At 54.0% G+C, this 22,054-nt stretch carries 16 protein-coding genes; 8 read left to right on the forward strand and 8 right to left on the reverse strand.

Annotated features, from left to right (window positions below):
• Nucleotides 1-10 precede the first annotated feature (10 nt).
• The 7 genes from ABGT88_RS10555 to ABGT88_RS10585 all read left to right on the forward strand — a co-directional run bounded on the left by ABGT88_RS10555 (nucleotide 11) and on the right by ABGT88_RS10585 (nucleotide 9,895).
• Nucleotides 11-1,540 carry a RagB/SusD family nutrient uptake outer membrane protein gene (locus tag ABGT88_RS10555; RefSeq protein ID WP_087408574.1) on the forward strand — a complete coding sequence of 510 codons (1,530 nt, stop codon included), beginning with the start codon at nucleotides 11-13 and terminating at the stop codon, nucleotides 1,538-1,540.
• Between the two features lie 2 nt (nucleotides 1,541-1,542).
• Complete coding sequence (locus tag ABGT88_RS10560; protein ID WP_346702012.1) at nucleotides 1,543-3,051, forward strand: hypothetical protein; 1,509 nt, start codon at nucleotides 1,543-1,545, stop codon at nucleotides 3,049-3,051.
• A gap of 26 nt (nucleotides 3,052-3,077) precedes the next feature.
• A complete protein-coding gene (locus tag ABGT88_RS10565) occupies nucleotides 3,078-4,175 on the forward strand; it encodes an FISUMP domain-containing protein (RefSeq protein WP_346702014.1) in 1,098 nt (365 codons plus the stop codon).
• A gap of 75 nt (nucleotides 4,176-4,250) precedes the next feature.
• Entirely contained in the window at nucleotides 4,251-5,618 is a 1,368-nt protein-coding gene (locus ABGT88_RS10570) for a glycoside hydrolase family 27 protein (protein ID WP_346702016.1), read from the forward strand.
• Between the two features lie 7 nt (nucleotides 5,619-5,625).
• Nucleotides 5,626-7,170, forward strand: coding sequence for a glycoside hydrolase domain-containing protein (locus tag ABGT88_RS10575; RefSeq protein WP_346702018.1), 1,545 nt, complete (start codon nucleotides 5,626-5,628; stop codon nucleotides 7,168-7,170).
• A 14-nt stretch (nucleotides 7,171-7,184) separates the two neighbouring features.
• A complete protein-coding gene (locus ABGT88_RS10580) occupies nucleotides 7,185-8,693 on the forward strand; it encodes a DUF4091 domain-containing protein (protein ID WP_087408578.1) in 1,509 nt (502 codons plus the stop codon).
• A 26-nt stretch (nucleotides 8,694-8,719) separates the two neighbouring features.
• The gene (locus ABGT88_RS10585) at nucleotides 8,720-9,895 is read left to right on the forward strand and encodes a LamG-like jellyroll fold domain-containing protein (RefSeq protein ID WP_346702020.1); all 1,176 of its coding nucleotides are present in this window, start codon (nucleotides 8,720-8,722) and stop codon (nucleotides 9,893-9,895) included.
• A 65-nt stretch (nucleotides 9,896-9,960) separates the two neighbouring features.
• On the opposite strand, the gene ung is transcribed toward ABGT88_RS10585, so the two are convergent.
• Nucleotides 9,961-10,623 carry a uracil-DNA glycosylase gene (gene ung, locus ABGT88_RS10590; RefSeq protein ID WP_346702022.1) on the reverse strand — a complete coding sequence of 221 codons (663 nt, stop codon included), beginning with the start codon at nucleotides 10,621-10,623 and terminating at the stop codon, nucleotides 9,961-9,963.
• A 225-nt stretch (nucleotides 10,624-10,848) separates the two neighbouring features.
• Between ung and ABGT88_RS10595 the strand changes: the two genes are divergently transcribed.
• Complete coding sequence (locus tag ABGT88_RS10595) at nucleotides 10,849-13,542, forward strand: glycoside hydrolase family 2 TIM barrel-domain containing protein (protein WP_346702024.1); 2,694 nt, start codon at nucleotides 10,849-10,851, stop codon at nucleotides 13,540-13,542.
• A 100-nt stretch (nucleotides 13,543-13,642) separates the two neighbouring features.
• Here ABGT88_RS10595 and dnaJ read toward each other — a convergent pair whose 3' ends face one another.
• The 7 genes from dnaJ to ABGT88_RS10630 form a co-directional block, all read right to left on the reverse strand.
• Nucleotides 13,643-14,800 (reverse strand): molecular chaperone DnaJ, encoded by a 1,158-nt coding sequence (dnaJ, locus tag ABGT88_RS10600; RefSeq protein ID WP_346702026.1) that lies wholly within the window; start codon nucleotides 14,798-14,800, stop codon nucleotides 13,643-13,645.
• Between the two features lie 22 nt (nucleotides 14,801-14,822).
• Complete coding sequence (locus tag ABGT88_RS10605; protein WP_087408582.1) at nucleotides 14,823-15,434, reverse strand: nucleotide exchange factor GrpE; 612 nt, start codon at nucleotides 15,432-15,434, stop codon at nucleotides 14,823-14,825.
• Between the two features lie 222 nt (nucleotides 15,435-15,656).
• Complete coding sequence (locus tag ABGT88_RS10610; RefSeq protein WP_346702029.1) at nucleotides 15,657-18,227, reverse strand: beta-N-acetylglucosaminidase domain-containing protein; 2,571 nt, start codon at nucleotides 18,225-18,227, stop codon at nucleotides 15,657-15,659.
• Between the two features lie 83 nt (nucleotides 18,228-18,310).
• Nucleotides 18,311-19,465, reverse strand: a complete 1,155-nt coding sequence (locus ABGT88_RS10615) for an acyltransferase (protein WP_258327352.1) — start codon at nucleotides 19,463-19,465, stop codon at nucleotides 18,311-18,313.
• Nucleotides 19,466-19,587: 122 nt separating this feature from the next.
• Nucleotides 19,588-20,154, reverse strand: a complete 567-nt coding sequence (locus ABGT88_RS10620) for a Crp/Fnr family transcriptional regulator (protein WP_206422484.1) — start codon at nucleotides 20,152-20,154, stop codon at nucleotides 19,588-19,590.
• 31 nt (nucleotides 20,155-20,185) lie between these two features.
• Nucleotides 20,186-21,004, reverse strand: a complete 819-nt coding sequence (gene ispE, locus ABGT88_RS10625) for a 4-(cytidine 5'-diphospho)-2-C-methyl-D-erythritol kinase (RefSeq protein ID WP_258327351.1) — start codon at nucleotides 21,002-21,004, stop codon at nucleotides 20,186-20,188.
• 138 nt (nucleotides 21,005-21,142) lie between these two features.
• Nucleotides 21,143-22,042 (reverse strand): DUF4279 domain-containing protein, encoded by a 900-nt coding sequence (locus ABGT88_RS10630; RefSeq protein ID WP_346702031.1) that lies wholly within the window; start codon nucleotides 22,040-22,042, stop codon nucleotides 21,143-21,145.
• Between the last annotated feature and the right edge of the window lie 12 nt (nucleotides 22,043-22,054).

Genomic DNA, 22,054 nt, shown 5'->3' on the forward strand with positions numbered 1-22,054 from the left:
TATTTGAATCATGAAAACCAGGAATATATTTTTCTCATCGTTGCTGCTCATAGCAACTTGTTCGTGCTCACTGGAGAACGAAACTTTCGACCAACTCAGCGCCGATAACGTAATGACAACCGAAAGCGATGTAAAAGCTGCTGTCACAGGCATCTACCACGAACTGCGCGGTGGCGGTTGGGATCGCTATAACTGCGCTTGGGGATCTCTACTGACCATGCAAGTAGGATGTACTGACGAGTGCGACTGCAACTGGGTTTGGGACAAACAGCTCGACTTTCTGTGGACTGCCGAGACGACCGACCTCAGTGCATTCTACTTAGGCATGGTTCCGGCTGTCACCAAAGCAACCGCCCTGCTCGAACGCATGCGCCCCATCTCGATTTCGGCACCGGTAAAACGCCGTTACATGGCCGAAGTACGTTGCCTCCGGGCCATGTGGGCATACGACCTCTACGATTTGTACGGCACCGTTCCCCTGATTACCGACCCCGATATTGCGCTCGATCCCGAAAGGGCACAGGACTATATGCCCGAGCGACCCTCGGTCGAGTGGTATGTCAACTTCATCGATACCGAACTGAAGACCGCCGAAGAGAACCTGCAGACCGCCAGTGAACTGAGTGCCAGCGACTACGGCCGCATGACCAAAGGCATTGCCCAAATGTACATGCTGAAACTGTACATGCACGAAGCCGGTCAAGAGCGTCATTACCGCAACAACGAAGGCAAGGCCATGATGTGGTGGAGCCGGGTCGACTCGATTACCAACGTAATAATCAACGACGGCGAATACATGTTGCAGAAAGACTACATGTCGATATGGTCGCCGTCGAACCAACAAAACAAAGAGGTCATTTTCCCGATTCCCAATTTCCCGCAAGGCGGATTGGGCAACTGCTTCCTGGCTCATGCCCTGCCCGCCGATTATGTATCGCGGAACGGCATCTCTCTGACCAAATGGGGCGGATTCCTCGTACCTTGGGATTTCTACGACACCTACGACCCCAACGACAAACGCCGTAATGCCCTACTGGCAACCTACTGGAACGGCAAAAAGATGGTCGACCGCCGTACCGAATACACCGGCAAACCGGGAGCCATCCCCATGAAGTATCAAGAAAACCCCAATACGACCGGACAATGGGATGCCAGCGAATATGTAATAAACCGCTACGCCGAGGTGATTCTGGCCCGGGCCGAAGCCTTGAACGAGCTTCACGGCCCCACGCAGGAGGCCAAAGACCTGGTACACCAAATCAGGAGCCGGGCATTCGACAACTACGAAGGGAGCAAATACGAAAAAGAGATAAACGACATTACCGACAGAGATGCGTTCCGCAGCCATCTCTTGAAAGAGAGGGGTTGGGAGTTCTGCTGGGAAGGCATGCGTCGTCCCGATCTGATTCGCCATGGCGAACTCATTTCCAACGCTCACGCCCGCGGCAAACTCATGGCCGAACCCAAACACATTCTGTATGCGATACCTCAATCGGTTATCTACGAAAATCCTAATCTTAAAAACAACGAAGGTTTCTAACTATGTCACACTACAAAAACCTCACTTGGATACTGCCCGTCGCCCTCGCTCTTTTTGTCGCATGCACCGACAAAGACAACGATGGAATACAGTCGGGAGACCAAACGGTCTCTTTCGACCCCGATTTGACCTCGCTCATACGGAATCCGGCCTCGGGTTGGACTCTCTACGACGATGCCAACGACTACGTATCCAACGCCAAAACCTACTGGTCGCAACAAGATGCAGCCGCCGAAAAGTATGCCTCGATTTTTTACTGGCGCTCCCGATGGTCGGAACTCGAACCCGAAGAGGGAAAATATGCCTGGGAGCACGACGAAAATTTCAAGGCCCTCATTCAAGGGGCTCTCGACCGGGGGCTGAAACTGGCCTTCCGAGTCTATGTCGACGGGCAAGACAATATCTACAACGGTACCCCCGACTTTGTAAGAGAAGCAGGAGCTCAGGGGTATGCGGTGCATCGGTTGTGGGATCCGGCCGACGAGAACAACAACTGGACCCCCTATGCCGATGACCCTGTATTCCAGGAGAAGTTCGGTAACTTTATCCGGGCCTTTGCCCAGGAGTTCGACGACCCCGCACGAGTAGACTTCATCGACGCCTACAACCTGGGCTGGTGGGGCGAAGGCCATCATGTGCAATATCTCAACAACAGCAACAAGTACAGCGTGTATCAATGGATTACCGACCTGTATGCCGAGAATTTCAAGAACGTACTGCTCGTGGTCAACTTCGGTACCGAAATAGGCTTTGCCTATGAAAAACAACTGGCTATCGACAAGCACGACTTCCTGACCCGCCGCGACGGAATCGGCAGCTACTGGTTCCAAGATACCGAGGTCGAAATCATCAATTCGCTATTCCCGCAAAAAGCCTTCATCGCCGAAGGTTGTTACTGGGGAGGCAATTCAAACAGCTATCAGCCTTGGAGCACCGACCCTCTGTACGCCGACAAATTCAAGTCCTGGGCCGATTTTTATGCTCAGGCCTACAAAGACGCTATCCGCGGCCATGCCAATACCCTCGATTTGCGAGAAGCCACCGAAACCCGCGGCTGGGTAACTCATGCCAAGGAGTTGGTAAAAGATTTTATCAGCTACGGCGGCTATCGCCTCACTCCGGTACAGATAGAGTTTCCTCCGTCGGTCCAGAGCGGACAATCGCTGACGATAAAACATACCTGGCGAAACAGCGGTGTGGGAGTATGTCCCAACAACAATCGTCGCTGGAACTATAAGTACAAAGTCTCGTTTGCCCTGCTCGATTCCGAGAGCCAGGAAATCGAACAGATGATTACCGACGACAACGCCGAGCCTTCGGCCTGGATCAAGGGAAAAGACAAAACCTACAGGACAAGCGAAATCGTGTCCCTGCCCGCCGGCAAATACATTTTGGCCGTGGCCATCACCGACGACACCCAAGAGAAAAAACCGGGTCTCAACCTGGCCGTAAAAAACGGTTCGTTCACAAACGGCTGGTTGAAGATAGGCACCTTACATGTAACCCAATAATTCATCAACCCTAAAAACACAACACAATGAAAAAGACACTTTTTTATCTGGCATCCATCCTGCTCGTAGCAGGCACCTCTTGCTCGGAAAAAGACGACGAAGGCGGAGGTAAAAACCAAGAAAGCAACATCGTGCTTTATGCACCCGACGACTTGGAAGAGTTTGACCTCCTGTATGAGAACCCTACCAAGAAACTCGACTTCGAATGGGAAGGTGACCAAGCCGGTGCTTCGTATTCGCTCATTTTCAGCCTCGACGAAGAGATGAACGAACTCAAACGCATCGAAGTGGGAACCGAAATGGAATATACCCTCACCCATCAGGATCTTGACGACCTGCTGGCCGAACTGGGTGTAGGTGAATATAAACGGGGCGAATTGTATTGGGCGATCGAAAGCAACAACAACGGCGCCTTGTCGCGCAGCGAAGTGCGTAGCATGAAACTCTTCCGCTTCTACAAACCGTTTATCGACCCACGCGACAACCAGGAATACCGGGTTTGCCGCGTTTACGATCCCCTCACCGAAGACTATGCCGTATGGTTGGCCGACAACCTGCGGGCTACCACCTACTCCGATGGTACCCCCCTCACCGAGAACGACGTGAAGTTCTACACTCCGCAAGAAGGTGAAGACGAATCGTGGACCAGAATCTTCGGCGGATACTACACGTGGACAGCTACCATGCGCGGGACTCGTGGTGCCGAAGAGGGCGAAAAGATTCAAGGCCTGGCTCCCGAAGGTTGGCACATCCCGACCAAAGCCGAATGGGATTTCCTCATCAACGCTTGTGGCGACCCCACCATGCCGGGAACCATACTCAAAGAGAAAAACTATTGGGATCCCAATGCCGGCGATGTTGGACTCAATTCCATCGGATTCAATCTGGCCGGGACCGGCTACATCTGGAGCATTCCCGAGAACGATATTATCGAGGCTTTCGCCACATCTTACTACTGGACAGCTACTGCCCCCAAAGAGGGTGATGTTTATCCGTGGAATCCCGATCCCGCCAACTTCCCCAATCAAGGCGTGACCTACGGCTTCACAAGCAACGACTCGGGGGCAGCCCTCTACCCCTACGACCGTACTCGTGGATACTGCGTACGCTGTGTCCTCGACTAAACTTTTTATCCCTGTTATTGCCGGGGTCTCCGGCAATAACAGGCACTCTTTACCATTAACCTCGAAAACAATATCATGAACATCAAAACTTTGGCTATCACATGCCTATTTATACCTCTACTGGGTACGGGCTGTACCGACACCCCACAGACCAAACAGCCCGAGACCTCGCCCATACTGGCCGAACGGCCGCCGATGGGATGGAACAGTTGGATCTGTTTCGGGACCTCGGTCACCGAAAATGAGGTCAAAGCCAACGCCGACTTCATGGCCGAACACTTGAAGCCACTCGGCTGGGAATATATCGTAATTGATGCCGGTTGGTATGCCCCCGGCATGCTGACTCTGGAAGATTACGAATCGAAGGCTCCACACCAGCTTATCGATTCATTCGGACGGCTCATCGTCGATCCCGAGAAATTCCCCTCATCCCGAAACGGCGAAGGGTTGAAACCCATAGCCGACTATCTGCACGGCAAAGGGCTGAAACTGGGTATCCACATCATGCGGGGTATCCCCATTCAGGCAGTCGAGGCCAACACGCCCATCAAAGGGACTTCGTACAAGGCCCGCGACATCGCCAACATCGACTCGCAGTGCAAATGGTATTTCGGTTTCTACGGGATAGACATGAGCAAACCCGGAGCTCAGGAGTATTACAACTCGATTTTCGAACTCTATGAATCGTGGGGCGTCGATTATGTCAAAGCCGACGATCTGCTGTCGCCCGTCTATGCTTGCGACGAAATAGATGCCATTGCCCAAGCTGCCCGAAAGGTAAAACGCCCGATTGTCCTGAGTCTCTCTCCCGGTCCGGCTCCTGTCGAAAACGTAAGGCATCTGCAAAGCGTGGCACAACTCTGGCGCATATCCGAGGATTTCTGGGACAACTGGGAAGCATTGAAAGCCCAATTCCCCCTCTGCCGCAAGTGGCAAAAGTATATTGTCAAAGGTCACTGGCCCGATGCCGACATGCTCCCTGTCGGTCCGATGGCCCAACGAGCCATGCGAGGTGCTCCACGCATGAGCCACTTCACACCCGACGAGCAATACACCATGTTTACCTTGTGGGCCATGTTCCGCTCTCCTCTGATGGTGGGATGCAACCTGCCCGAAATCGACGACTTCACGCTGAGCCTTATCACCAACCAGGAAGTAATCGACATCAACCAACGCTCAAAGGGGAACCGTGAATTGTTCGAGACTGACGGGATAATCGCCTGGTATGCTCAAAGCGAAGATGAAACGGCCCATTACATAGCGGTATTCAACACAACCGATACGGCGATAGAAGACTACACTTTCCCGCTACAGGCCATCAACTACATAGGCGACGGACACATCACCGACCTGTGGAAAAACATACCGGTAGAGATACATAACAATGCCGTTACGTTCAATATCCCGGCTCATGGCGTAAAACTTATGAAACTGACCAAATAGAATATTTATGAAATCATCACATTTACTGTATATTATCCTCCTGATTACCCTTCTATCGACCGCCTGCAAAGACAAAGAACCGGAAACACCGGGCAACTCGGGCGACGATATACCGGCAATCGCAACCAATACGTGGCTGTTCAACAGCCTCGACAACATGGAAAACTACACCACCACAACCCCCGAAAACCGATACGACATGGATGTGGTGCGCAACGAATACGAGAGTGTACAGCTCGTCATACAAACCGACTCCAAAAAGAGCCTGACCATAGAGCGTAGCGGCGATGCCGATGCTATCGAATTTCAGTGCCGCAAAGTTGCCTCCTTCAACGGGAAATACGATGTGCTGGTCCCCTGCGACAACGAGATAGAACCCGAAGGTAAAATCGTGCGGGCCTGGCTTACGTTCAAGATAAAGCCCAATGCCGAGACCAAACGATACAAAGAGGTCATTCGTTTCAAAGAGGGCCGCCAGGAGTATGCCGTGGCCATATCGCTCAATGTAGTCGATGCTTCGCTGCCCGAGACCCCCTCTATCGCTTCGGTATTTGGCATTAACCCCCAGAACTTTATTTTCTCGGGGTTGTCTGAAGAGGGAAAAATCGAGAAGAGAAAAGAGGCTTCGGACCTGTTGCTCGAATATCGAATTTCGCCCTACTTCTCCACCTGGCTGAGCGGTACGATGAAGACCGAGTGCTTCTCATCGCCCTACGACTGGAACGACGACCGTACGTGGAGCTACCTGGCCGACAAACGGTTCAACCGCATTGCTCTCCCCTCTCATGGCCTTTCGGACGAAGAATTACAAGCCATGCTAAACAAGGCTCGCGAAAACGGGCTCCTCGAAAAAGCCTACTTCTATCTATGGGACGAGCCGACCAAAACAGCCGAGTATGAAGAGATCAGGAGCATGGCCGACCGCATTCACCAATATGCCCCCGAAGCCAAAGTGCTCACCACCTTCTATTGCGGCCCGACCGATGGAGAGTATAAAGACGATTTGTTGGCCACGTTCGACCTGCTGAACGGAGCCACCTCGCTCTTCTGCACCAGTGTATGGGCCTTGCAGGGCAGCGAAACCTGGGCCGACCGGTGCAAAGACAAACTACGCCCGGACCAGGAGTGGTGGAGCTATGTGTGCATGTCAATCACCCCCGGTCTTGCGTCCAACTCCACCGCCATTGAAAACCGGGCCACCATGTGGCGTTGCTACAAGGAACAAACTTCGGGATTCCTGTACTGGGTTGTCAACGGTTTTGCCAGTGTCTATCCGCTACGGCCTCGTTCCGATTTGCCAGAAGGAGACGGCGTACTCATCTACCCGGGCGAATCGTTCGACTCGGACAAGCTATGCACCTCGATCAGGCTGGAACGGTGGCGCGACGGTGCCGAAGAGTACGACATGCTGATGATGTACGAGAAGAAAGTGGGACGCGAAGCCACACTCTCGCTTTTGAACAACGTATACAAAGGTCCGACCAACTACACCAGTCAAAGCAAATATGCTTTGGCCCTGCGAAAAAATTTAATTGAAGGCATCTCCGAATAAAACAAGACACTACTATGCAATCTACCTTTCTCAAACACCTGCTTCTGACAGGCGGTATCCTCTTATTGGGGTCATGTCAGCAATCAATCGAATGCTATCTGGTACCTTCGGTCGACAAAGCATCCGACTTTCACGAACTCCAGCCCCACAATTCAGCCGCTCTCATGCTTGCCCGAAACGAAGCCGAACACATTCAACTCGTTTTCAAGGGCCAAATCGGTGAGACTTATACCATACACCGGACAACCAAAGACAACGGTATTCAATACTCATGCCGACAGATTACTCCCGTATACGGATTCGACGATGCGCTGGTACCGGTCGAAGATGACAAAATACTACTGACCGATACCATTGCCAAACTGTGGATTACCTACCGCACGACCGATAAAACGGTACCCGGGAAATACAATGAGCAACTGATTATTGCCGGGAATGGAAAACAACAGAAAATAAAGCTCGACCTGCATGTATACGATGTCACTCTGCCCACTACCCCATCGATCCCGGCTACATTCGGTATTATCGAGAAAAACCTCATCGACTCGACATCCGAAGAACAGACTTTAAAAAACAAGCTGGAATGGGCTGAACTGTGTCTGGACTACCGCATGAATCCCTATTTCTCGACCTGGTTGGCCAACAGCATGCGACACGAGGCTTCGTCGTCGCCCTGGAAATGGGACGATTCCCGCACTCTGGCATTTCTTGCCGATCCCCGTTTTAACCGTTTTGCCATTCCCTATCACTCGCTCTCGCACGACGAACTGGACGGCATGCTGCAATCGCTCGAAAAGCACCACTTGCTCGACCGGGCATATTTCTACCTGTGGGACGAACCGGCATACATGAACGAATACCGGCTCATCGGCCAATATGCCCGGGAGATACACTCGCTCAAGCCTGAAGCCAAAGTGCTCACCACCTTCTATTGCGGCCCGAAAGACGGGCCCTATAAAGATAAACTTTTTTCGGTCTTCGACTTGTGGCAAGGCGACACCCAGATATTTGCCATGAGTGCCTGGGCATTGCAAGGGAACGAAGCCAATGCCGATACGTGCCGCTCTCTGCTCAAGGAAAACGAAGAGTGGTGGACCTATGTGTGCATGGGGCCTGGCGAAAACCAGCCCAACCTGCTGCTCTCGATGACGGGATACCAACACCGGGCCGTGCTGTGGCGCAGTTGGAAAGAGCGTACGACCGGATTTCTCTACTGGGCAGTCAATGCCTATGCCGAAACCGATACCCTAGCCTTCCGCAAAGACCTGCCCGAGGGCGACGGCATTCTCATCTATCCCGGCCGGTATTTCCATTGCGAGCATCCTGTCGTATCGATTCGCATGGAGCGTTGGAGAGACAGTATGGAGGATTACGAATATCTGGCTCTTCTCGAGAAGAAAATCGGACGCGCCAAAAGCGAAACGCTCGTTCAGTCCATCTACAGCAATCCGAATGAATTCACGCAAAACAGCCACGAGATAGAAAAATTCCGAGAATCCGTATTGGAAATTCTCTGCCAATAACTTGTCTAATATTAAATTTTACATCTATGAAAACAAACACATTACCAAAAGTTGCGACACTTGCGACAGCCTGTATCCTTACCATTCTGTCTGCTCATGCCGACGTCGGATCTATTTCGTTAAAGACTTCGGCAGCCGGCCTCAATGCGCTGGAGACCACTATCGGGTCCAATCAAATAACCATAGAAACCTGGCTTTATATCGACGACAATACGGGGTTCTTTGCCAGTAACATGCACAACGACAAAGGTTTTGTATTGGGATTTGACGGATGGTTCAAATTCCAGCTCGACGGCGAGTCGCTATGGATCGACCCTACTTCGTGGAAAGGGAATTGGACCCATATAGCCTGCGTGGCCGACGGCAGTCAAATCATTGTTTATGTCAACGGCGAGGTTGTCGGCTCACAAAGCAATATCGCCGGTTACGACACAGCCGCCGACGGCTATCCGCTATACTTGGGTCGTGCCCCTTGGGGAAATCCCTGCATCTGCAAGATGGCCGATTTCAGACTGTGGAGCGTAGCCCGCACACCAGATGAAATCAAAGACAACTATCAAAAACAGATAGACCCTTCGACCGAAGGACTAATTAAAAACTTCAATTTTGCCGAAGGCAGTGGAGACCATACGGTCAACCTGGCCGACCCCGAAGGCAACCAGGCCTGGTGCATGGGAACCATAGATACCGATTACAGTTGGGAAACGGTTGCCGCAACTCCTGCCAACTTACGGATAGAAAATAAAGCCGACCACTCGTTCGACCTCTTATGGGACGGGACCGAAGGTAATACCTGGAGTGTAGAATTGCTCGACGGCGACCAGACCGTCGAGAGCCGTACAAACCTCACTGAGCCGAGAGCCAGTTTTACGAACCTCGACCAAAAGGTCTATACCGCACGTGTAAAAGCTCACTCCTTCATGGAGACCGACTTTTCCGAACCTCTCGCTGTAGACCTGTCGCCTGTATCTTCAATCGAGCAAATCGCTTCGTCGGTTTCCATCATCCGGCAAAGTAAATCTCTTCATATCACGGGCATACCGAACGGTACTCGAGTAGCTCTCTACTCCAGCCAAGGCATTCTGTGCGTCCAGACTACTGCCGGCGACCAATCGGCTGTTATCGAAACAAGCGGCTTCGCCCACGGCATATACATCGTACAAATAGAAGGAGTGAACAAATCTTATAAAGTAACTCTCTAAATCAACTCTTTTCATAGAAAAGGCGGGAACATCGATCTGTTGTTTCCGCCTTTGTTACAAAAAAACTACCAGTCGATAGGGGCGATACCCTGGCTCTGCAAATAGGCATTGGCACGACTGAAGTGCCTACAACCGAAAAAGCCATGGTCGGCCGAACGGGGTGAAGGGTGTGCCGCCTCGAGCACCAGGTGCTTGCTAGTATCGATAAGCGAAGCCTTGGCCCGAGCATAGCTGCCCCACAGCATAAAGACCAGATGCTCCCGTTCGTCGCTCAATTTGCGGATTACGGCATCGGTAAAAGTCTCCCACCCCCGGTTTCGGTGCGAACCGGTTTCGTGTGCCCGCACCGTGAGTACCGAGTTCATCGGGAATACGCCCTGCCGTACCCAGCGGTCCAGATTGCCCGATACCGGCATGGGGTTGCCTATGTCGCTCTCGATTTCCCGGAAGATATTGCAGAGCGAACCGGGAATCGCCACACCTTCGGGAACCGAAAAACAAACTCCGTAATATTGCCCGGGATTGGGATAGGGATCTTGCCCCAGAATAACGACTTTCACGGACTCGAAAGGGCAGGCATTGAATACCTGAAAAATCTGATGCCCCGGCGGCAATACCTGCACCCGAGCATACTCGCTCCGCACAAAGGCGACCAACTGCTCGAAATAGGGTTTGTCAAATTCTTCTTGCAATCGACGTCGCCAACTCTCCTCTATCTTTACTTTCATGGCTTCAACTATGTAACAGCAAAGATAACAAATCGGGGAGAAAACAGAAACCGAACTTCTGTCCTATTCTGGTACAGGCAAAAAATTTGTTCCTTACCCGAGAATAACAGCCCAACCGTTTCATGTCACAATCTTTCTGTGTATTTTTGGATTTTCAACCGGGAAGGCCGGCATGTTCCGACCCTCCGCCGAGTATTCTGGCTCTCCCGTTCATTTGTCACGACCATGAAACACCATGTAAAACGCCCTGCACTTCTGCTGCTTTGTGCCGCCGCACTCTTCTCGATTCTACCCTCCTGGAGTAACGAAAGCTACCAACCGCTGTTCTCTACGGCCGGGTTCTTTGCGCTGCCCGAAACGGGACGCGAGGTCTACAACATGAACCCGGCCTGGCGATTTTACAAAGGGCCGGTCGAAGGTGCCGAACGCAACGACTTCGACGACCGCTCCTGGCGACTGGTCTCGCTCCCCGATGGAATGGAATATCTGCCTACCGAGGCCAGCGGCTGCATCAACTATCAGGGCGAGGTGTGGTATCGCAAGCACTTTACTCCCGACGAGGCCTGGAGAGGGAGACGGCAGTTTCTCCACTTCGAGGCTATCATGGGCAAATCGAAAGTGTGGCTCAACGGCGTGCTGCTGCAAAGTCACTACGGCGGATACCTGCCGGTCATCGTCGATATTACACCTTATCTGAAATATGGTCAAGACAACGTGATTGCCGTGTGGGCCGACAATAGCGACGACCCCGCCTATCCTCCCGGCAAAGAACAGGCGATGCTCGACTTTGCCTACTTCGGCGGCATCTACCGCGATTGCTGGCTCGTCGTGCACAACCCCGTATTCATCACCGACCCCAACTACGAAGACGAGAAGGCTTCGGGCGGACTGTTTGTCTCGTACGATCGGGTATCGGAGCAATCGGCCGTGGTCCATATCGATACGCACATACGCAACGCGTCGAACCGGATATTCCGCGGGAGGGTCGTATGGCAGTTGTATGACCACGACGACAAACTCATCTTCAACCTTGAGAAAAAGCTGTCGTTGGCCGCAGGGAAAGCCCACCGGGTATCGGGCCAAAGTCAAGTTCTGCAGCCCCGCCTGTGGTCGCCCGACTCGCCCCACCTCTACAAACTGCACGTGTATGTACAGGATACCAACGGCAAGACTGTCGACGGCTACTATCGCCGCATAGGTATCCGCAGTATCGAGTTCAAGGGAGAGGATGGCTTCTGGCTGAACGGCAAGCCCTACCCCGAACCCTTAATCGGCGCCAACCGCCACCAGGATTTTGCCGTCATCGGCAACGCCCTCTCCAACAGCCTGCACTGGCGCGACGCCAAGAAGCTGCGCGATGCCGGCCTGCGGGTCATCCGCAACGCCCACTATCCGCAAGACCCCGCCTTTATGGATGCCTGCGACGAGCTGGGGCTCTTCGTGATTGTCAACACGCCGGGATGGCAATTCTGGAATCAGGAGCCGGTCTTTGCACAACGCGTGTACAGCGACGTTCGCAACATGGTGCGGCGTGACCGCAACCACCCGTCGGTATGGCTGTGGGAACCTATCCTCAACGAAACCTGGTACCCCGACGACTTTGCCCTGAATGTCGTGAACATCCTGCACGAAGAGTATCCCTATCCCTACTGTTATGCCGGATGCGACGTGACGGCTCTCGGCCATCAATATTTCCCCGTACACTTCACTCACCCGCTGAACGGCAAGGGCGGGGCCTTCAACACCGATACGCTGGACCCCAAAATCAGCTATTTCACACGCGAATGGGGCGACAACGTCGACGACTGGAACTCGCACAACTCGCCCAGCCGAGTCAACCGGGCCTGGGGCGAGGCTCCCATGCTCAAACAGGCTCAAGGCTATGCCAAAACCGACTATCAGTATACCTGCTACGACGTGCTCTACCGCAATCCCCGACAACATGTGGGGGGCTGCCTGTGGCACTCGTTCGACCACCAGCGGGGCTACCATCCCGACCCCTTCTACGGGGGCATCATGGATGCCTTCAGACAACCCAAACTGTCGTACTACATGTTCTGTGCCCAGCGCCCGGCCAAAATCAACCCCGACCTGCCGGCCGAGACGGGTCCCATGGTCTATATTGCCAATGCCATGACACCCTTCTCGCCCGAAGATGTAACGGTCTACAGCAACTGCGACGAGGTGCGGCTCACCTATGGCGGCAACGGCAATACCCGGATTTACCACAAACCCCAGAATCACGAGGGGATGCCCTCGCCCGTGATTACATTCAAAGTGGCATTCGACGTGATGCAGGACAAGGAGCTGGCGCGAAACGGAAAACATGCCGACTCGTATCTGCTGGCCGAAGGAGTGATGGACGGCAAAGTGGTGGCCACCCACAAGGTAATGCCAAGCCGCCGCCCCTCACGTCTGCTGCTCTGGGCCGATGACGAACGGGTAGAGCTGACGGCCGACGGCTCGGACCTGCTGACCGTGGTAGCCGCCGTAGCCGATGACAACGGCAACATCAAGCGGTTGAACAACTACGAGATAAAATTCGAAATCGAGGGCCCCGGCGAACTGGTAGCCAACGAAGAGACCTTCACCAATCCCCGACCGGTCTTGTGGGGTACGGCTCCCGTACTGGTAAGAGCTACGACGACGCCGGGCGAAATCAAAGTGCGGGCTTCGGTCGTGTGGTCGGGCAAACATACCCCCGTATCGGCCGAACTGACCCTTGTCTCCCACCGCCCCGCTCTCCCGATAATTGCCGACAGCGAGGAGCTGAAACAGCTACAAAACCAGTCGGGCGATACCCGTCAGGCCCGACAATCGACCTCGACCGACTGCGAAAGGCGCATCGAAGAGTTGCAACAAGAGCTCAACCGACTGAAACTGAAAGAGGTGGAACAACAGCAAAGCGACTTTGAATAGCCATCGCCCTGCATAGACAAGTCTCTCCATGGCACAAAAAAAACCGCGCGGCACATCTCGACGACGTATCGCGCGGTTCGTTTATCATATCCTATGTGTATTATTCAAACATGTGGCGCAACTTGCTGAATATACGCTGCTTGGTCGTGAGCGTAGGTTGCATGTTGGACGAGTTTTTCATCTCTTCGAATTGTTTCTTCTCGGCCGCATTCAGGTTCTCAGGGATGTAGACCGATACGTTCACTATCAAATCGCCCACGCCGTAACGGTTGACCGAGGGCAGACCTTTGCCCCGCAAGCGGAATATCTTGCCCGGTTGCGTACCCGGCTCTACCTTGATACGGGCTTTGCCGTCGAGCGTAGGTACATCGACCGAACCACCCAGCACAGCCGTAGGCAGGTCGAGCAGCAGGTTGTATATCAGGTCGTTCTCGTCACGAACCAAATCGGGGTGCGGCTCCTCTTCAATGAGGATAAGCAGGTCGCCGTTCACACCGCCATGACGGGCAGCGTTACCCTTGCCGGCCATCGAGAGCTGCATGCCTTCGGAAACACCGGCGGGGATGTTGAGGGTGATGACCTCCTCCTCTCGCACGATGCCTTCGCCGACGCAGTGGGGACACTTCTTGGTGATGATGCGTCCCTCGCCACCGCAATCGGGACAGGTCGTCGTCGACTGCATGGCCCCGAGGAAAGTCTGCTGAACCCGAGTCACTACACCCGAACCGTTACATTTCGTACACGTGGTATAGGCGGTTCCGTTCTCGGCACCCGTTCCCTTACAGTAGGTACAGCTTACATATTTGGGCACCTTGATTTTCTTCTCGACACCGGTGGCAATCTCCTTGAGGGTGAGTTTTACCTTCACACGCAGGTCCGACCCTTTGTTCACATGCCGACGGCCGCCACGTGAACTGCTGCCGCCGCCAAAGCCTTCGAATCCGCCGAAACCTCCGCCGAATATATCGCCGAAGTGCGAGAATATATCCTCCATGGACATACCGCCGCCACTGAATCCACCACCGGCAGCACCGCCCACACCCTGATGCCCGAACTGGTCGTAACGAGCCCGCTTGTCGGGATCGCTCAACACCTCGTAGGCTTCGGCGGCCTCCTTGAATTTCTCTTCGGCCTCCTTGTTACCGGGGTTCTTGTCGGGGTGATATTGAATAGCTTTCTTACGATATGCCTTCTTTATCTCTTCGGGCGTCGCACTTTTGGCGACTCCCAGCACTTCATAATAATCTCTTTTTTCCATTGCTCTCTATCCCTCCAAATCGTTATTCACCCACTACTACCTTGGCAAAACGAATTACCTTGTCGTTAAGCGTATAGCCTTTCTGCACGGTATCGATTACCTTGCCTTTCTGGGCAGGGTCGGGAGCCGGGAATGTAGTCACGGCCTCGTGATACTCGGTATCGAAATCGGCACCTTGAGTGGGAATCTCTTTCACGCCGTTTTGTTCGAGATAGGTTTTGAATTTGTTGTATATCAAATTCATACCCTCTTTCACGGCTTCCAGATCGTTACTGTTTTCCACAGCGGCCAATCCACGTTCGAAGTCGTCGATTACGGGCAGGATAGCCTTCATGCAGTTCTCGCCGCCATTCTTAATCAAATCGGCTTTCTCGCGCAAGGTCCGTTTACGGAAATTATCAAACTCGGCCATCAACAGCAGATAATCTTTCTGCATCTTTTCGATGGTCGCTTTCAACGTGTCCAGCTCGGCTGACAATTTGGCAGCCTCATCTACCTCGCCCTCTTCGGCAGCGGCTTCGGTTTCGCCCTTCTCCGCATCCTGGGGCTGTTGCTCACAAGCCTCCTCTTTGTTCTTTTCAGGAACCTCGTCCTCAATTACTTGCGATTTTTCGCGGTCTTTCTCTTCAGCCATATTTTTAGTTTTTCTTTTTTTACGATTCATATTCTGCCTCCTCGAAGAATTATCTTCAACAAGCATTTATATAGTATCAAAAACACTGCCAAACCGATAGCGACTGTATTTTTGTCACGCCCGGCCTACCCGACTGTCAGCCTCACGCTCGTGCCCGATAAAACACCAAGGGGCAGCCCCACCGGGCCGCCCCTCGTATATCTGCGACAGCGTGTCGTCGGCCTATTTCCGGGTCGGTACGATTTCGAATATCTCGGCATCGCCCGTGAGCTGTACGGACGCAACACCGGGCTGCAAAACCACTTGACAGAAGGGTTCGGTTGCCGTCACCTCGGCCAGTGTAGAACCGTCGGCGGCCAACTGCTTCACCGTTACGGCCAGCGGCTTGCCATCCTTCCGGCTGTTCATCAACAGAGCATAAGCCTCCACACCGGGTTTCACCCCGAAGGTGATGGTACCCTCGTTGCGATAGCTCGTGCCCAGCTGGCCGTCGAACAGGTAGAGAGCCTGCTGCATGTCGTCGGCCTTCAGGTCAAAGCCCAACCGCTCGAGACGAGGCGGATTCACCTCGAACGAACGTATCGAGGCATAGTTGGTGCGGGCCGACTCGAGCCGTTTCAAACGAATGTATCGGGCCTGTACCGGCTCGCCCTGCCAGTCGATGACATACTGCTGCTTCAACTCGCCGGTGAGGGGCGTCCACGTCTTTCCGTCGGCCGAATATTCTACCACGGCGTGGTCGAAGTAGTCGACATCGTCGACCGAATTGCGGCCCTGACGAATCGAGAGTTCGGTCACCGGCTCAATCTTGCCCAGGTCGAGGCCCATCCAGTCGCCGGCCTTCTGAGCGATACCCGACGTGTAATAGGTTGCCGTGTCGTGGTCCAGCATCAGTTTCGCCTGCGGAGTCTTGATTGTGCTGAAGGTACCGATGCCCTTGTAATAGATGGGCGTCTCGCCCCACACGCGAGCCAGGAAACCGTGGGCCATATCGTCCATGGTATTTTCGTAGAAGGGTTGCAACTTCATGGTTCCGCTCTTGTGAGCCTCGTAGGCGGCGCGGTCGTCGCTACTCATCAGGTTTTGCACATAGAGGTTCCAGAAGACGGCATGGTCGCCATCCGTGAGATAGAGGCGGGCCAGCTCGATGGTCCGTTTGCCGCGCGCACCCAGCTTTTCAAACTCGACGAGCCAGGGGGTCAACTCTTTGACCAAGCCCCGGTTGGCACAGTTGCGCTCTATGGTAGCGGGGGCTTTCTCTACCCGGTCGAACTCCTGCCAGAGGGCATCGGCCGCAGCGTCGTCCCAATCGGCCAGGCGGAAGGTACGGGTCTCCCACGACTCGTCGCGGCGATAGCCGTTCTCGGTATCGCACGAGTGAATGGCAAAAGTGCGGTATGCCTCGCGAGCCTCGGGCATCAGTTCGCCCAAACCCCGCTCCCAGTTGTCGATGGGGTTGTAGTCGGCCACGTTCCAGGTATAATCGGCCACGCCGTAAAGGGCCAGCTTCGAAGCCTCGCCATGCTCCATGGGATTGCTGGCGATACCGCAGAGGTCGTCGGACGTCAAGGTGGTATCGAGCCCGTAAACCGGGCCTTGCAGAATGACGTGACGCACATAGTCGTTCACGGGATAGTTCCACCAGAAGTAAGCCGGCCGTTTGATGCGGCTGTTGACCCACGCCATCGTCTCGGGCGTGAGGTCGCTGCACACCACGTCGCCGGTCCAGAATACCTCGACCGAGGGGTCGAGCGTGTTGCCATAAATGGCCAGAGGTCCCTGCGGTGTGGGGTTGGCCCACAGCTTGGAGTAGTCGGTAGGACAAACCGTGAGGTAAGCCACGTCGCCCTTGGCCTTGACAAAGTCGGCCGTCAGGCGGTTGAGCAGTTCGGTCTGTTTCACGGGGTTGGTACCCTCGCCCGATATGTCGTCGAAGAAGAGGGCAAAGGCACGCACGCCCAGGTCGTACATCCAGTTAAACTTATTCACCAGATTCTGATAATCCTCCTCGTTCCATTTAATATCCTGCCCCGGGTGAATGGCCCACACGAAATCGACCCGGTTGCGGCGGCAGGCCTCGATGAGCTCCTTAATCTGCTCGGCCTCCTTCTCGGGATAGGGCAACCGCCAGTTGGGGCAGCTGTGATAGGGGTCGTCTTTGGGACCGTAGAGGTAGCTGTTCATCTTGAACTTGCCGTAGAAGTCGATGAGCGACATGCGTACCTCGTGCGACCAGGGAGTGCCGTAAAAGCCCTCGACCACACCACGATATTTCAAATCGGGGTAATCGTTAACCTCGACATAGGGCAAACGGCCGTCGGCTGCCGCCGGACTCTCGAGCAACTGCCGCAACGTCTGCAAGCCGTAGAAGGCACCCCGTTCGTCGTAACCCACAATATCGATACCCTTCTGATTCACACACAGCCAGTAGGCTCCCGATATGGCTTTCACGCCTTTACGTTCGGCCTGTTTCTCGCCATAGTCGACGGTGAGTTTCACCCCCTTCTTGTTCTGGGTCAGGAACGGCACATCGGCCGAGAAACGGCCCTGACGGTCCTTGAGGTTCACCCCCTTCGACAAATCCAGCACATGCGCCCGGTCGAGGGTCATCTGCTGCGGCGTAGGGTTCACCACAATACCGCCGTGATCGAGCTTCTTGCCCGGAACGGCCAACACATCTTGCGACTCGGAACGCTGACTCGACAAATCGAATTCGGCCTCCTGAGCCCACACACTACCGCAGGCCAACATCGCGACAGCCCATGCGGTCAATACTTTGCTACACTTCATCATATTTTTTGGTTTCTGTTGTTTTCCATTGGTCAAGACGGCACCAGCACGAGACCGCTCCCCTCTTCCGGGTTCAAAAATAGCAATTATTTGCCTTTCTTCAAAAATTTCCGACTCAACCAACGACGCACCGGTTCGTCATAGAGTTTCAGGCAAAGGTAGGCCACCGCCACATTCCACACATACACGCACAGGGCCACCTGCCAAGTTTCGCCAAAGGTGAAGTAACCCTTCTCGATGAGCCAGGCATAAAACAGATACATGAAGGCATAGTGGGTGATATAGAGCGGATAGGAGATGTCGCCCAGAAACTTGCACACCCGGGTCGAAAAGGCATCGGTAGTAGCCCCCGAAGCCCCCAGAACAATCAATACCGGGAATACGGCGACGATGCAAACGGTCTCGAACAGTCCGTTCAGGCTGAAGCTTTCGGTCCCGGGCAGATAGGGCACATGAAACAGCACCAGCAAGACGAGTGAGCAAATCCAAAAGGCACCCCGCACCCGCACCGGTTTGAAGCGACGCGAGAGCAGCAGCCCCATCGAGAAGGGGAAGAGCATGCGCAACAGACCGCCCACGAAGTTGACCGTGTCGAGCGTCCACCCTACCCCGATGTTGCCGTAACCCGACACGTCGAAGGTGGCAAAGCCGGCCAACGCCAGCCCCAGCACCACCACGACGCCGGTCAGGACCCGGGTCGAGAGCCGGTGAAGCACCAGCGCATAGAGCAGGTTACCGATATATTCGAAGAAGAGCGACCAGCTGGGGCCGTTCAACGGGAACATCTCGCCATTGCCCCGCACCTCGTAACCGGCACCGGGGACGGCCGGGATGAAAAACATGGCACATAGCAGGGCCAGCATCACCATCGAGGTGGCCACATGGGTACCGTCCCACTGCACCCGCCCCTGCAGGCAAAAGGTGATGGCTCCCAGCACCGCCCCCATCACCACCATGGGGTGCAGGCGGATAAGCCGGCGTTTGAAAAAGTTTTTCAGCGTCAGGCTCCGGCCCCAACGGTCGTCGTAGGCATACCCGATGACGAATCCCGACAGGATAAAAAAGAAGTCGACAGCCAGGTATCCGTGATTGATACCTTCGATAAGGGTTCCCCCGGCAAAGGCATAGCCTTCGAACACGTGGTACCACACGACCAGGAGGGCCGCCACGCCCCGCAACCCGTCGAGCAGTTCGTAATGGGGTTTGGTATCGGAGAAGGCGGCAGAAGAGATGTTTTGCATGATGATGAATTTTTCTACTGGATGAATTTCTGTTTTTCGTAGCAGCGTGCTACGACTGCAAAATTACAGCAGTTGCCGCACTTGAAATTTGACCTACATCAAAAACGGCCGGGACTCCCCCACTATTTTTTGGCCCGGCGCAACCGGCTGAGTGTCGAGAGCGTGATGCCCAGATACGAGGCGATGTAACCCAGTTGGGCCCGTTGGCACACCTGCGGAAACTGTTGCTGAAACGCCTCGTACCGCTCGCGGGCCGAGAGGGTGAGTCGCTCCTTGTGCGAACGGTGCAACCGCCGGTATTCGTTCTGGTGAATGATGCGCCCCCAGTTGGCCAGCTCGAGATTGGTCTCAAACAGTTCGCGCAGCCGCGATAGCGCAATGCGATAGGCCACCACCTCCTCGAGGGTCTCGACATACTCCTCGCTCACCTTGTCGTAATAGAGTTCGTCCATGCTGAAAACGATGCCCCCCTCGCACGAAAACGAGGTGGTTATCTCCTCGCCGTTGACCAGCCAGAACGAGCGCGTCATGCCCTGCTCGATAAAGTAGGCATACTTGCAGTAGATGCCGGCCCGCACCAACTGATACCGCCGGGGGAAGCGGCACTCGGTCACGCTCTCCTTCAAGGCCTGCACCGTCTCGGGCGAGAGCGGATACAACGCATTTATCGTTTCAATCACTACATCCATCATAGACTTGTTCTCCTCTCCCATCAAGGCTCTACACCTCGCACATACCGCTCCATACGAAGCAGTTGCGATAGCAATCGGCCAGGTCGACCTCCCGGTCGAACAGTCCGAAGACCGACGACCCCGACCCCGACATCGAGGCGTAGACCGCACCGGCCTCGTAGAGGCTCTCCTTGATAGCCCCCACCTCGGGGAAGCGGGCAAAGACACTCTTCTCGAAATCGTTGACCAGCCGGTCGCGCCACTCGGCCACCGGCCGCGCAATGGTCACGCTCACCGGTTCATCGGGCTCGGCAGGAGTCACCAGCGAATAGGCCACCGCCGTAGGCACCGCCACGGCCGGCTTCACCAGTACCAGACGGTACCCCTTCAGCGAGAGAGCTACCGGTTCGAACTCGTCGCCTATCCCCTTGGCCAGCAACGGCTTGTTGTGCAGGAAGAAAGGACAGTCGGCACCCAAAGCGGCCGCCTCGCGGTCGAGCTCCTCGTCGCTCAGCGGCAGGTGGAAATAGTCGCACGCCATCGCCAGCAGAAAGGCAGCATCGGCCGACCCACCGCCCAGTCCGGCCCCGAAGGGTATCGCCTTGTGCAGGTGTATCGACACCGGCGGCAGGTCGAATCGCTCGCTCAACCGCCGCCACGCCTTCATCACCAGATTGTCGCGGCTGTCGCCGTCGATGACTATCCCCGACAGCGTAAGGCTCGTAGCCGGGTCGGACGTCGGCACCAACTCCAGCGCATCCTGCAGCTGTATGGGATAAAACACCGTTTCGAGATTGTGATACCCGTCGGGGCGACGCGAAACGATTCGCAGCCCCAGGTTGATTTTTGCATTGGGAAACCGTATCATGGTTTTGTCTGTTTTTCGAGTTTCTCGGCGAAATTAACCATTCTCCCCCACATAGCCAACCTTCTCCTAAAAAAGAAATGAAGAAGGCATTTGTATATCCCCGATTTCAATCTTCTGTGTTCTCATGAGTCCAATGGTTTAGTCGTCGAAATAAGGTGTACTTATGTAGTATAGATAAAAATCTACCGGGATATTCAGCTTGGCGATTCTTTGCCACATGTCGGGCCGTATTCTGAACTGGAAGTTATAATGTCCCATACTGCAATGGAGTATCAATCCGCTGTTTTTGAAACGGCGGAAAACTTTTCGGAACGACTCTAAACGGCTTTCTACCAAGTCCAATATTTCGGTGGATTGATATACCAGATCGAAATATTTCGATGCTTTTCGGTTGTCGAACGTATCGTAAAACCAGACGTTTTTCTCATCGAAGACCGGGTGAGTGCCGAGCTCGGTGTAGGGTATGTCGGGGTATCCTTTCCGCTTGATACGGGTGGGGGATACTCCGGTCATCTCGGTAACGATGCCCGGGTCATTCTTCCCGGTCTCGATATAGAGTGTGCAGCCCATCTCGGTTCCGGTCTTGATTCGGTTAATGTTATTTTTCTTGCTTTTACTGAACAGGTACAGGTCGAAGTCGACCAACAATCCGTACGGTGCGATACGCTTCCACAGTTCCGGTGGAATGCGGAATTGAAGTTTATGCCGGTTGACATAACAGAAATGAAGGAGGCATTTGTATTTGTAGTTTCTAAAAATCTTTTGGAAAGAGCTTTTCTGTTTCTCTATCATTTCGAGCATATCGATCGATTTGAAAGGTATCAGATGGTCGTCTTTTTCAAAATAGGTAGTACCGGATAATTCCCACAGGTTTTGTTTAAAGAACTTCCCGGGTATTTCCTTACTGGGTATTGTATTGTGGGGTCTTGTTCTGAATATTTCGCCTTTTGTTGTAGCCCACGAGGGTTGTATACCGGTCATACGGGTTACGACCGAGGGAGCATCTTCTTCGGTATCGATCCAAAAATCGCATCCCATTTCTATTATTTT

This window comes from Barnesiella sp. An22, from assembly GCF_963931395.1.
Classification (GTDB): domain Bacteria; phylum Bacteroidota; class Bacteroidia; order Bacteroidales; family Barnesiellaceae; genus Barnesiella; species Barnesiella merdigallinarum.

Bases quoted from the DNA above. Each gene is read 5' to 3' on its own strand.
- ABGT88_RS10555 (WP_087408574.1), top strand. From the start codon at position 11: ATGAAAACCAGGAATATATTTTTCTCATCGTTGCTGCTCATAGCAACT.
- ABGT88_RS10560 (WP_346702012.1), top strand. From the start codon at position 1,543: ATGTCACACTACAAAAACCTCACTTGGATACTGCCCGTCGCCCTCGCT.
- ABGT88_RS10565 (WP_346702014.1), top strand. From the start codon at position 3,078: ATGAAAAAGACACTTTTTTATCTGGCATCCATCCTGCTCGTAGCAGGC.
- ABGT88_RS10570 (WP_346702016.1), top strand. From the start codon at position 4,251: ATGAACATCAAAACTTTGGCTATCACATGCCTATTTATACCTCTACTG.
- ABGT88_RS10575 (WP_346702018.1), top strand. From the start codon at position 5,626: ATGAAATCATCACATTTACTGTATATTATCCTCCTGATTACCCTTCTA.
- ABGT88_RS10580 (WP_087408578.1), top strand. From the start codon at position 7,185: ATGCAATCTACCTTTCTCAAACACCTGCTTCTGACAGGCGGTATCCTC.
- ABGT88_RS10585 (WP_346702020.1), top strand. From the start codon at position 8,720: ATGAAAACAAACACATTACCAAAAGTTGCGACACTTGCGACAGCCTGT.
- ung (WP_346702022.1), bottom strand. From the start codon at position 10,623: ATGAAAGTAAAGATAGAGGAGAGTTGGCGACGTCGATTGCAAGAAGAA.
- ABGT88_RS10595 (WP_346702024.1), top strand. From the start codon at position 10,849: ATGAAACACCATGTAAAACGCCCTGCACTTCTGCTGCTTTGTGCCGCC.
- dnaJ (WP_346702026.1), bottom strand. From the start codon at position 14,800: ATGGAAAAAAGAGATTATTATGAAGTGCTGGGAGTCGCCAAAAGTGCG.
- ABGT88_RS10605 (WP_087408582.1), bottom strand. From the start codon at position 15,434: ATGGCTGAAGAGAAAGACCGCGAAAAATCGCAAGTAATTGAGGACGAG.
- ABGT88_RS10610 (WP_346702029.1), bottom strand. From the start codon at position 18,227: ATGATGAAGTGTAGCAAAGTATTGACCGCATGGGCTGTCGCGATGTTG.
- ABGT88_RS10615 (WP_258327352.1), bottom strand. From the start codon at position 19,465: ATGCAAAACATCTCTTCTGCCGCCTTCTCCGATACCAAACCCCATTAC.
- ABGT88_RS10620 (WP_206422484.1), bottom strand. From the start codon at position 20,154: ATGGATGTAGTGATTGAAACGATAAATGCGTTGTATCCGCTCTCGCCC.
- ispE (WP_258327351.1), bottom strand. From the start codon at position 21,004: ATGATACGGTTTCCCAATGCAAAAATCAACCTGGGGCTGCGAATCGTT.
- ABGT88_RS10630 (WP_346702031.1), bottom strand. From the start codon at position 22,042: ATGGGATGCGATTTTTGGATCGATACCGAAGAAGATGCTCCCTCGGTC.